The organism is Vulcanococcus sp. DEBay_Sum22DG08_74, assembly GCF_017852955.1.
Taxonomy (GTDB): Bacteria; Cyanobacteriota; Cyanobacteriia; order PCC-6307; family Cyanobiaceae; genus Vulcanococcus.
On sequence record NZ_JAFMKL010000058.1, the window covers coordinates 1 to 11,053 of the forward strand.

The following is an 11,053-nucleotide window of genomic DNA, read 5'->3' on the forward strand; positions in this document are numbered from 1 at the left end:
CATCATGGCGATCCTGGGCTCGATCGACGTGATCATGGGCTCGGTTGACCGCTAATCGGTTTCTTCAACGGATTCAACGCAGCGGCTATCTGCTGCCTGCCGGACTCACCGGCGCGCTCTGGCTGAAGGGCCTGCACCCGGGCCTGCCCGGCTGGGGCTGTCCGCTGCGGGCACTCACGGGCGTTCCCTGCCCGACCTGCTACCTGACCCGCGCCACCGCCGCCAGCTTGACCGGCAACCTTGATGGGGCCCTGCAGCTCCATGCTTTTGGCCCAGTGGTAGCGGTGGCCCTACTGACTTGGTCCGTGTTCTCAATCCGCCAACGGCGCCTGCTGCCGCGGGGGATCCCGGCCTGGCCCCTGGGGAGCTTCGCCGTCGGTTTGCTTGCCTACTGGCTCATGCGCATTGTCGTCAACATTGGAGACATGGCAGCACCCGCATGGCTTCACTTCCCGCTCTTGAGTTAGTTGCTATTAACAGCAATCAGAGGGGAAGCCGACACAGATAGAGCGCATAGACTCACCAACCTCACACAATCTCTAAACGGAATCTTTCGCGAGGACCAGCAGACTGTAAGGCGCTCTCCTTGACGAGCCACGACTGCCTTCATACGGTAGGCAGAAGGCCAAGCCTGACCCGCATGAGAATCATCGAGAAGCTGGTCAGTATCTCACCGTTCTTTGACTGCATTGATCCGTCCGACATCAAAGGCGAACTGTTCAAAGTCGAGCATTTCGAACCCGATGAGTTGATCTTTCAACAGGGCGACACAGGCGGAAAAGCCTATGTCGTACTGGAAGACATTATCAGCCTTTATGAATTATCCAACTCACGAACGAAAACGTCATTTCACAGGGCTTCAAAAGGAAGCCTCTTTGGAACATACGCAATGCTCTGCGGCAATGCGAGATCAGCAACCGCGATCGCCACAACGGAGAGCACTCTTGCTTCCATTGACAGCGACGCGTTCAACCAATTACTGGATCAATCACCGAGACTCTGCAAAAGAATGCTGGCCTCAATCGCACGCGAGGCCTCGAGAGGAAGAACACTGAACAAGGGCTATGGCGCAAGGCGCATTGTGATCAGAGACAGCCTGAATCGCACCGACTCCAGCGGAGCAGAGCAACTCTGCGATGCACTCTCTCAATCAGAAAAGATCGACATCATTGACAAACGCAGAGGCGCATGGCCACACGAGGAACAAATCGCCGATATCACTCGATCGATCGAGAATGAACGCTCAGTCGCATTCCTCATTGACGAACACACACTGATCTCGGCTTCCAACCTAAAGCTCATTGATGCCAACCTTCTTTTGATCAGCGGCAATGAGATTAGTGCCCAGATATCCACCAGAAAGGATGAAGTGGTTGACCTCATTCGACTCTGGCCATCGGAGCAGGAAAAACCCGATCCGCTACAAGAAAGGGCAAGCAGCCTAACAGTTCACCATGTCTACAATGTGCGCAAAGATTGTCAAACCGACGCCCTAAGAGCGGCGCGGTGCATCCTTGGAATCGCAACGACTTTGGTACTTGGGGGCGGAGGAGCCAAGGGCTTCGCACATGTCGGCGCCATCAAGGCTCTTCAAGAGACAGGAGCACTAGAACTTGATTTGATCTACGGGGTCAGCATTGGATCCTTCGTTGGCATGCTTTGCTCCTTTGAGATGCCCTGGGAGGCTATTTATAAGTACATGAGAGTGATTTTTGTCGATGGCTCTCCCTACTCTTTTTCCCCGTCATTCCACTCCCTTCTTCAGTACAGCACAGGCCTCGAACAACTCAAGACCGATTACAGCAGTTTCGACATTCACGACACCTGGATTCCTTTTCGACCACTTTCCACAAATATCTCAAGAAACCATCTGACAGCCTGGTCGGCTGGGAACCTACTGGATCGCGTGATCGCGAGCATGTCGATTCCAGGCATACTTCCACCGGTCCAAATGGAGGATGGTTCTCTTCACGTTGACGGCAGCGTTATTGACAACCTTCCGATTACCGAAGCGCGGAGCTCAACTTCAGGAGTCGTGATCGCAATCTCTCTCGACCATGGAGAGGGCCAACGCACGATCCCAACGCTTGCAGATAGCAAAGGCGCCATCATTCAATGGCTATCCAGGGCCGGCCTGGCCAAGCGATCGATGCCATTACTAACCGACACAATCTTGTATTCCATTCTGGGCGCTGCACGACAAAAGTCAGACGACGCGGAACATCTTGCGGACTGTGTACTCAAACCAGACCTGATGTCAGCAGGGCTCCTCGACTGGAGCTGCTGCGACACAGCGCTCGAAGCCGGTTACAGAGAGGCGAAGAACAAGCTACAAGGCGTAGAGCTCCAACCAATCACGAACTAATTAAACCCTTGCTGTAAGCGGCATTCTGCAGGTAAAAAGAGCTCACCGGTAGCGCCAAAAGCGCGCCGAAACCACAGGTGCAGATCGACACCACCAGAACAAGAAGGGTCGTGAGCAGTTCCAGACCCAAATACTGGATCCCCTGGGGAGAGCGAAAGAGGGCCTGGACCGACGCGGCAAAAGCATCGGTCACGCTCAAGTTGGTGTTGAAAATGCGATTCACATAGAGAGGGGTGACGAACAAGATCAACACCCCTGGAAGCACGCAAAAGAGGAAGCCCACCAGAACCAGGACCGTAAACAGAACACCGGCCCAGAGGTAACGCCAGGGCTTCTCGAACAGCGCTGCAAAGGCAGCCTGAACCGTAATCACCTCACCGCGTTCGTAATAGAGAGCGGGAATAGCCGCAAGCAACACCCCGACGAAACTGGAGAGGACCATGAAGGGCAACTGACCGAGCTGCCCCAGGACCATCGCCAACACCGTTCCACCGCCATTGGGGTCGGCGCCGCTGAGCATCGTCAGCAAGGCACTGATCACGAAATAGACCACCGTGCCGATCACGCTGATGCCCATCGCCGCGATCCAGGCCAACAAAATCGCAGGCACGTGAGCAACAAAGGCTTCCCAGGCCCGATTAATGCTGGGTGATTCCGTAGCCAGCGGCGAGGCCATGTCATCCCTCAAACTGAACCCATCGTGCAGAGCCCTTCGCGGGTTTGACTTCGGCCTGCAATGAATCCGAACAGCTGGTTGATGCTTTGCCGCAGCGTGCGTTTCGGTGAAACCGACGCCGCCGGGGTCATGCACTTTCAACAGCTCCTGCGCTGGTGCCATGAGGCCTATGAAGAAAGCCTCGAGCGCTTTGGCCTCAACGCAGCCGAGATTTTCCCGACCCCTGGGTGCACTCCAGAGGTGGGCCTACCGATCGTTCACTGCAGCGCCGATTTCCGCCGCCCTTTGGTCTGCGGATCCCCGCTGGCCATCAGCCTGAAACCGACGCGGCTCGATCCGGGCTGCTTTGAAGTGCGCTACAGCTTCAGCAGCGACGACCAGCTGGTCGCTGAGGGGCTCACACGCCATCTGGCCATCCGCAGCGACGGCCGGCAACGCTGTGAATTACCGCCAGGGATCAATCGTTGGCTGGAAGCCTCTGCCCTACAAGGCGGGATTCAGCCCCTTTAGAAACAACGCCAAGGCACCAGAACAGCGCAGCCAGTTGCAGGGGCAGCAAACTCGCCAGAAGAGCAAAGGGGTGGAATCCCTGCGCCGGAACCGTTGAGAACAAGCCCACACTGACCAGAGCGGAGAGCGGCAGGATCCAGCGATGGGCCGACTTCAAGGCCACACCTCAGAACCACTCTTTGCTGTTCTGGATGTAGATCGACTCGAATTCTTCTGGGGTCTTCGTGAGGTAGATGATTCCCTCAATGATTCCAATCACGCCCATCACAAAACCAGCGATGCCACAGGTCAACACCGTGACCAGCAACATGATCAGCCCAGCGGTGTTGTAACCCAGCACAAATTTGTGCACACCGAATGAGCCCAAAAAGATCGCCAGCAGGCCAGCCGCGAGCTTTTTATTGCTGGCTTCGGTGAGGTTGCTCTCGACCATCGGTCCTCCCGCCACAGGCCGCTTCTAGCAAAGGCCGCTGGATCTGTCACGGCAGGGACTCGAGCCAATGGCGCCAGCGCTGGCGCTCCCACTTGCCCATGGCATTGCGCTCCAAGGCCTCACAGCAGAGCCACTGACGGGGCCGCTGGGCCGGAGGCAACAGCTCAGCCAAGCGCTGCAGAGCGCGCTCCAGCGCTGGCCAGTCCTGCGGTCCGGCCGGCCGCACCAGGGCCAGCAAGCGGGCGCCCCACAGGGGGTCCTCTACCGGAAGCAGCAGCAGCGACTCGATCGGCAGACCCGCCTCCTTCAGCCGCTGCAGCAGCACCAGCTCCACCTGCTCAGGGAACACCGTTTCCCCGCCGCTTTGGATCGCACCATCCAGCCGGCCCAGCAGCTGAAGACCACCCGCATCAAGGCGGGCGAGGTCGCCACTGCTCCACCAGCCCTGCTGCAGCGGCAGGGGCTCCCAGGCCTCACCAGACCAGAGGGCCGCCGCCAGGCTCTCGCCGCGGATCTGCAGGGCGCCGCTGCTGGGGTCAACCTGCAGCTCGGCATGGGCCAAGGGCTGACCGCAACCGCTCTGTCCCGCCAAAAAAGCCTGCGGCAACTGAGCCGCCACCATCGCCCCCGTCTCCGTACTGCCGTAGCAGGGGGCCAGGTGCAGGCCCTCGCGCCGGCAGGCCTCCGCCAGCGCCTGCGGCAAGGCCGCTCCGCCGACCCAGATCACGGCACAGCCGCGCAACCAGGCCAGAGCGCGGGGATCCTCCAGCAGCCGCTGCAGCTGCGTTGGCACCAGTGAGACCAGCGCCGGCCGCTTGCGATCGAGGGGGGCGTTTTCAACAAGCAGGGCCGGATCCCGCAACCACTGCGGCGGCAAACAACGCATGGGCACCCGCCACTGCTCGGCCCGCACCAGGGGCATCAGGCCACTGATGTGGTGCAGCGGCAGGGGGTTGAGCAGCTCACAGTTCCCCGGATCGAGGCCGACGCCCAGGAGCCATTCGGCCGTGGCTGTGGCCGCGCGCTGCAGGCCAGCCAAGGGCTGCAGGCACCAGCGGCGCGCGCCGGCACTGCCGCCGGTTCCCAGCACAACTCCCGGGCCCAGGTCGGCTGGCAGGGCTGCCTCCAACAGGGGCGCCACCATCTCCTGTTCCTGGGGCGCCACCACCGCCGTGGTCAGTCCATCGCGCCAACTCAGCCGCAGCTGCTCGGCCAAGGCCGCACGGTCCCCCTGATCCAGCAGCAAGCGCAAGGGGCTCATGGGGCTGCCGCCTCCCAAACCTGCTGGGGATCGGCGCTGAACAGGGGGCCCTCTGGCTGCCAGGCGGGCGCCAGGCCCGGGGCAACCGGAGTGGGGCCGAGGGCCTGGAGACCGGCCAGGTGATGCAGAAAGCGCCGGCCAATCCCTGTCTCGAAGGCCGTGCTGACCACCAGGCGGGGCAGGCCCCGCTGCAACTGCTGAAGCAGAGGACGCGGATCACCCTCCGCCAGGGGCCGGTGCACGCGCCAGCCCGTCCAGTCGGTGCCATAGAGCTCCGGGCACTGCCGCAGGGCTTCATCGAGGGCCACTGGAACGCGCTCCGTCAGGCTCCTCAGCCCCTGGACATCAGCGGGAGTCAGCGGCTGCTCCAGCCACTGCAAGCGCGACTCGCCCTGCAGGCGCTCCGCCCAACCCTGGGCCGTCTGACGATCCCAGGCGCCGTTGGCATCCAGGCGCAGGTGCCAATTCGCTGGGAGTTGCTCCAGCAACCGATCCAACAGCGCGCGCTCCTGGGCGTCAGCGCCGACCGCCACCTTCCACTTCACAGTCCGGGGAGCCGCGGATGAACGCTCCAGCAGGGCCGCCAGGGCCGGGAGAACCTCCGAACCAGCCGGCAGAAGCTCAGCGGAGGTGGGCGCCTGGAGCCAGCCGTCCTCGCCCAGGCCATCCAGCTCAGCCAGGGCCATCCCCAAGCCCAAGGCCAAGGCACTGGGCAGCTCGGGCAGCTGCGCCTCGAGTCCGCTGCGCTCCTGCTCCAGCGGGAATTGCTCGAGGGCCTGCTGCAGCGGAAGCCGCCCTGGCTCAGGTTTGATCCAGGCGGCGGGCAGCTCGGGCACCTCCCCCCATCCCAAGCGCCCAGCCGGTCCCTGCAGTCGCAGCAACCAACCCCGACGCTCCAGCCAGCGTCCTTGGGCACTGACCAAGGCACTGGGCAGCCGAAAGCAATAGGGCCGCCACTGCAGTTGCATCAGCCCAAGGCCAAGCCCAGGGCCAGGCCCAAGCCATTGAGGGCCTGGAAACGCAGGGCCAAAAACTTGCTGCCACTGATGCGGTCCGGTTCGCGGTGGTGCTCCCGCAGCAGGCGAATCAGGGCCTGGGCTGGAGGCAAGCCCGCCGCCCCCAGCAGTGCGGTCAAGGGCCAATGGTTCACCAGAACCGGCGCCCACTCAAACGCCAGGCAACCCGCCACCAACCAGGGCACCAGGGCCGCCGCCCGTCCCGTGCCCAGGCGCACCACAGGAGAGCGTTTGCCATGGGCCGCGTCCTCCTCCACCTGATGGAAGTGGGAGCAGAACAGCACCAAGGTCGTCGCCAAGGCCGGACCACTGCCCAACTCCAGGGCCGCCCGCCAGGGCACCGCAGCTGCTCCCGCTGGGGCGAGGGCCATCAAGCCGGCGGCCGTCGCCAAGGGACCGAAGGCCAACCAACAGAGGGGCTCTCCCAGGCCGCGATAGCCCAGGCGGAACGGGGGGCCTTGGTAGAGGTAGCCCAGACCGCAGCAGGCCAGCACCAGGGCCAGCACGGCGCCATGGCTACGCACAGCCACCAGGGCCATCAACAGCAGGCCGAGCAACAGAGCTCCATTGGCCAGAAGCGACACCCGATCCCGCCGGCCCGTGAGATTCACCAGGGAATGGGGCTTCCCGTTGGCATCGACGCCCGTATCCGCATCAAAGACGTCATTGGCCAGGTTCTCCCAGGCCAGCAGCAGCACGGCCGCGAGCAGAAACAACAGCAGCTGATCCAGCCGCACCGGGAGCTCCTGCTGCACACGCCAACCGGCGGCCAGCAGGACTGGCATCACGGCCACGGCATACATCGGCCACTTGATCGCAGCCTTCCACAGGCGCCTGCGCTCGGCGGCAGGGGCATGAAGGCTTGCGACGACCTGAGGCTCGTCAGCGGGCAGAGGCAACTCGAGGTGCGGGAAGGCCCATACATTTGAGCAGCCGCATCGGCCCGTTTCGGTTGCAGGCCCCCACCAGCGTCACAACCAGCTTCAGCGATCTGCTGACCGCCGCCCAGGCAGGTGAGCGCCAGCTCGAGGGAGAGGGCGTGCTCAGCCTGGCCGTGGCGATCCCCAGCCGGGATCCGATGGCGCTGCTCAGCCAGCTGGAAGAGGGAGAGCGGTTTCGCTTCCTCTGGGACAGCGCCCCCGGGCTGTGCCTCGCCGCCAGCGGACGCTGCAACAGCCTGGAACTCAGCGGTCCCCGGCGCTTCGAATTAGCCCAGCGCTTCAGTGCCGTCAGCCTCAATCGCCTGGCCGCACCGCAACACTGCCCGCCCCTGGCACGGCCCAGGGTGCTGCTGGCGTTCTCGTTTTTTGACAGCCCCCTGCACGAAGGCGAAGGGGTGCCTGGCGTTCAGGCGGTCCTGCCCCGCTGGCAGCTGAGCAAGCAGGGGCGCCACTGCTGGCTGCGGCTGCAGCGCAACCTCGGCGGGGACATCAGCGCCCGCAGCGTCGCCGAAGAACTCTGGGAGCAGGCCGAGCGCCTGGGTGCCCTGCCCTCCGATCCCTGCGCCGACCAGGGGCATGCCCCTGGTCCGGCCATCGCCAGCCGCTCCTCCTGGCAGGAGGGCTACCGCTCTGTGGTGCAGCGCGGCGTGGAACTGGTCGAGGAGGGTCGCCTGCGCAAGTTGGTGCTGGCGGTGCGCCAGCAACTGCTCCTCGATCAACCGCTGGATCCGCTCCAGCTGTTGGCCCAACTCCGGCTGCGCCAACCCGGCAGCTGCCGTTTTCTCTGGCAGCAGGCTGGAGGTCCAGCCCTGCTGGGCGCCTCGCCCGAGCGACTGCTGACGGTGCGCCAGGGACAACTGCGCAGCGACGCCCTGGCCGGCACGGCGCCGGTGGGGCCGACTGCCGAGCTGCTGACCCGCTCCGATAAGGACCGGCGTGAGCACGAACTCGTGGTCGAAGCGATCACCGACGTCCTGCGCGCCGCAGGCCTGACCACCCGCAGACCGCGTCACCCGCGACTGGCCAGGCACGGGCAGATGGTGCATCTGCACACCCCCATCAGTGCGGCGCTCGAGGATCAACAACCGCTCTCCCTGGCGGCCGCCCTGCATCCCACCCCGGCGGTGGCCGGCCTTCCCCGCCGCGAGGCCATGGCTGCCCTGCGCAGCCTGGAGCCATTCGAGCGGGGCTACTACGCCGCACCAATCGGCTGGATCGACAGCGAAGGGGACACCGAACTGCGCGTCGCCATCCGCAGCGGCAGCCTCCAGGGCCGCCGGCTCGAGCTCACCGCTGGCGCTGGCCTGGTGCGCGGGTCCGCGGTTGAGCGCGAGCTAGCGGAAGTCGCCCTGAAACTCGGGGTGCTCCAACAGCAACTCGATTTGCCCCACAGCGAGAGCCTGCGCTGATGCAGCTGGGGGTCGGCACGGTCCTCTTGGCCCTCTGCCTGCTGGCTGCCCTGGGCCTGCGCCAATGGCTGGGCAAAACCCGACTCGAGCGGGTGATTTTTGAATCCGACACCCCCGCCGGCAAGAACTTCGATCTCGCTCTGCTGATCGCCATCGGCTCCAGCGTGCTGCTGGTGGCTCTGGAAAGTGATCGCCAGCTGGACAGCCTGTTTGGCCCCTGGTTCAGCGGTGCCGAGTGGGTCTTCTCCACCCTCTTCAGCCTGGAGTACCTGCTGCGGCTGCTCTGTAGCCGCACGCCCCTGCGCTACGCCCGCAGCTTTTTTGGCGTGGTGGATTTGGTCTCGAGCATTCCGCCCCTCCTGACCATTGGCATCCCCGTCGGTCAGGCCTTTCTGATCATTCGGGTGCTGCGCCTGCTGCGGGTGTTCCGGATCCTCAAGCTGGGGGCCTACCTCAAGGAGGCCGATCAGCTGCGTCAGGCCCTCGTCCAGAGCCGCCGCAAGATCACGGTGTTCCTGCTGACCATCGTTGCGCTGGTGGTGTTGATCGGCACCGCGATGTACGTGATCGAAGGCCCCGAGAGCGGCTTCCGCAGCATCCCGATTGGCATCTACTGGGCCGTCGTAACCATCACGACCGTGGGCTACGGCGATGTCGCTCCAGTCACACCCCTCGGCCGCTGCGTGGCCTCATTGGTGATGCTCCTGGGCTACAGCATCATTGCCGTTCCCACTGGAATTGTTGGGGCGAAATTCCAGCAGATGCAGCGGTTGCAACCGACCCTGGTGCAGCGCAGCTGCGGGCAGTGCCACACCACGAGCCACAGGGCTGAAGCTCAGTTCTGCGATCACTGCGGAGCAGGCCTACCCAGCTAGGAGGCGCTCCATCGTCTGATCGGCCATGGGGATGCCGCTCAGCCGCTCCACCTCACGCACGCCGGTGGGGCTGGTGACATTGATCTCACTCAGGCGTCCATCAATGACGTCGATGCCGACGAAGAACAGCCCCTCCGCCCGCAGGCTTGTGGTCAACTCCGCGCAGATCTGACGCTCCCGCTCGGTCAGTTCCGTCGCCTGGGGCGAGCCACCCACCGCGAGGTTGCTGCGGAACTCCCCGGCCGCAGGCTTGCGGTTCACCGCCCCCAGGGGCTCACCATCCACCAAGAGGATGCGCTTGTCGCCGGCCGTCACCGCCGGAAGAAAGGCCTGGACCATCACCGGCAGGGCCTGTTGGGCCGTGACCAGCTCAAGCAGGGCCTTCAAACCCGGCGCTGCTCCATGGCTGCGCACGACCCCTTGACCGGCTCGCCCGCCGAGGGGTTTGAGCACCACATCACCGTGGTCTGCGGCAAAGGCCGCCAGTTGCTCCACATCAGCGCTGACCAGGCTGGGGGCCATCAGATGGCTCCAACGCAGCGCTCCCAGCTTTTCGTTCCAAGCCCGCAGCGAAGCGGGGCGATTCAGGACCCGCACCCCCTGGCGCTCCGCCAGCTCCAACAGGTGGGTGGCGTAGAGGTACGCCTCATCCACCGGTGGGTCCTTGCGCATCCACACCAGCGGAAAGCTGCTGAGGGGAAGCCAGCGGGGCTCATCCGCTTCAAACCACTGGTCCGGAAGGTCCCAGCCGCTCGCCGTCGGCCTGATCTCAGCCAAGCGAATCGGCTGGGCCTGCACCAGGGCGTCCTGGCCTTGCACGGAAAGCTGGGCTGGCGTACAGACCCAGACCTGCTGACCGGCGCGCTGGGCCGCCTGCATCAGGGCGACGCTGGAGTCTTTGGTTGGACGCAGCCGTGCGATCGGATCGATCACAAACAGCTGCGCGGGCAGACCGCTAGTGAGAGCGCTCAAGCTCAGGCTCCCAGCAGGGCATCGAGCTGGCCACTGCGCTCAAGGGCGTAGAGGTCATCACAGCCGCCGACGTGTTCACCGTTAATGAAGGTCTGGGGAACACTGGTGCGTCCACCCGCTTTCTCAGACATGGCCCGGCGGGCGGCCTGATCGCCGTCAATGGCGTATTCGGTGTAGGTCACACCCTTGCGATCCAGGAGCGCCTTGGCGCGAATGCAAAACGGACAGGCGCGCCAGGTGTAGATCTCAACCGTCGGCATGGCGCCACTTCTCAAGCGTTTCGAAATCCTAGAAGCGAGATTTGAGGGTCTTGGACGGGAAGCCGACCCGCCCAAGGCCTGCGCTGATACGGTCAAACCAAGTTCCTCTCGGCCTGGTGCTCGACCTCACCGACTTCAAGCGCGATCTCTCTGAGCTCACTGACCGCCTGGGCAATGCCCAGGACTGTCTTTGACGTCGCTGCACTGAAAGCACGGCAACAGGATCTCGAGCAACTGGCCTCCCAGCCAGATTTTTGGGATGACCAAAAGCTGGCGCAGTCCAAGATGCGCCAGCTCGATGAGGTGAAAGCCCAGCTCGAGCAGCTGAGCCAGTG

12 protein-coding genes and 1 pseudogene are annotated in these 11,053 nt (G+C 63.7%); 6 read left to right on the forward strand and 7 right to left on the reverse strand.

Annotation, left to right across the window (positions count from 1 at the left end; translation table 11 throughout):
• Nucleotides 1–44: 44 nt before the first annotated feature.
• Both QZ184_RS07495 and QZ184_RS07500 read left to right on the forward strand, forming a co-directional pair.
• Nucleotides 45–467 (forward strand): DUF2752 domain-containing protein, encoded by a 423-nt coding sequence (locus QZ184_RS07495; protein ID WP_363159656.1) that lies wholly within the window; start codon nucleotides 45–47, stop codon nucleotides 465–467.
• A gap of 173 nt (nucleotides 468–640) precedes the next feature.
• On the forward strand, nucleotides 641–2,365 hold the full coding sequence (locus QZ184_RS07500) for a cyclic nucleotide-binding and patatin-like phospholipase domain-containing protein (protein WP_296418849.1): 1,725 nt from the start codon (nucleotides 641–643) through the stop codon (nucleotides 2,363–2,365).
• Here QZ184_RS07500 and QZ184_RS07505 read toward each other — a convergent pair.
• Entirely contained in the window at nucleotides 2,355–2,975 is a 621-nt protein-coding gene (locus QZ184_RS07505) for a hypothetical protein (RefSeq protein ID WP_296418851.1), read from the reverse strand. The two genes, QZ184_RS07500 and QZ184_RS07505, sit on opposite strands and share 11 nt — an antisense overlap.
• Nucleotides 2,976–3,101: 126 nt before the next feature.
• On the opposite strand from QZ184_RS07505, the gene QZ184_RS07510 reads away from it, so the two are divergent.
• Nucleotides 3,102–3,551 (forward strand): thioesterase family protein, encoded by a 450-nt coding sequence (locus tag QZ184_RS07510; protein WP_010313415.1) that lies wholly within the window; start codon nucleotides 3,102–3,104, stop codon nucleotides 3,549–3,551.
• A 166-nt stretch (nucleotides 3,552–3,717) separates the two neighbouring features.
• Here QZ184_RS07510 and QZ184_RS07515 read toward each other — a convergent pair whose 3' ends face one another.
• Genes QZ184_RS07515 through menA form a run of 4 tightly spaced genes read right to left on the reverse strand, consistent with a single transcriptional unit; the run spans nucleotide 3,718 to nucleotide 7,064 of the window.
• Nucleotides 3,718–3,984 (reverse strand): TM2 domain-containing protein, encoded by a 267-nt coding sequence (locus tag QZ184_RS07515; protein WP_010313418.1) that lies wholly within the window; start codon nucleotides 3,982–3,984, stop codon nucleotides 3,718–3,720.
• A gap of 46 nt (nucleotides 3,985–4,030) precedes the next feature.
• Nucleotides 4,031–5,245 (reverse strand): AMP-binding protein, encoded by a 1,215-nt coding sequence (locus tag QZ184_RS07520; protein WP_296418854.1) that lies wholly within the window; start codon nucleotides 5,243–5,245, stop codon nucleotides 4,031–4,033.
• Entirely contained in the window at nucleotides 5,242–6,213 is a 972-nt protein-coding gene (menC, locus tag QZ184_RS07525) for an o-succinylbenzoate synthase (RefSeq protein ID WP_296418856.1), read from the reverse strand. The genes QZ184_RS07520 and menC overlap by 4 nt, the downstream gene beginning before the upstream one ends.
• A complete protein-coding gene (gene menA / locus QZ184_RS07530) occupies nucleotides 6,213–7,064 on the reverse strand; it encodes a 2-carboxy-1,4-naphthoquinone phytyltransferase (protein WP_296418865.1) in 852 nt (283 codons plus the stop codon). The genes menC and menA overlap by 1 nt, the downstream gene beginning before the upstream one ends.
• Before the next feature lie 122 nt (nucleotides 7,065–7,186).
• Between menA and QZ184_RS07535 the strand changes: the two genes are divergently transcribed.
• Nucleotides 7,187–8,611: an isochorismate synthase gene (locus tag QZ184_RS07535; RefSeq protein WP_296416563.1), complete on the forward strand. Its 1,425-nt coding sequence runs from the start codon at nucleotides 7,187–7,189 to the stop codon at nucleotides 8,609–8,611.
• A complete protein-coding gene (locus QZ184_RS07540) occupies nucleotides 8,611–9,486 on the forward strand; it encodes an ion transporter (protein WP_296418858.1) in 876 nt (291 codons plus the stop codon). Before QZ184_RS07535 ends, QZ184_RS07540 begins: the two co-directional genes overlap by 1 nt.
• Here the strand turns inward: QZ184_RS07540 and gshB are convergent.
• Both gshB and grxC read right to left on the reverse strand, forming a co-directional pair.
• Nucleotides 9,475–10,458, reverse strand: coding sequence for a glutathione synthase (gshB, locus tag QZ184_RS07545; protein ID WP_296418860.1), 984 nt, complete (start codon nucleotides 10,456–10,458; stop codon nucleotides 9,475–9,477). The genes QZ184_RS07540 and gshB overlap by 12 nt on opposite strands.
• Before the next feature lie 2 nt (nucleotides 10,459–10,460).
• Nucleotides 10,461–10,718, reverse strand: coding sequence for a glutaredoxin 3 (gene grxC, locus QZ184_RS07550; RefSeq protein ID WP_247476841.1), 258 nt, complete (start codon nucleotides 10,716–10,718; stop codon nucleotides 10,461–10,463).
• A gap of 116 nt (nucleotides 10,719–10,834) precedes the next feature.
• On the opposite strand from grxC, the pseudogene prfB reads away from it, so the two are divergent.
• Nucleotides 10,835–11,053 (forward strand): annotated as a pseudogene (prfB, locus tag QZ184_RS07555) (peptide chain release factor 2); the annotation flags it as partial.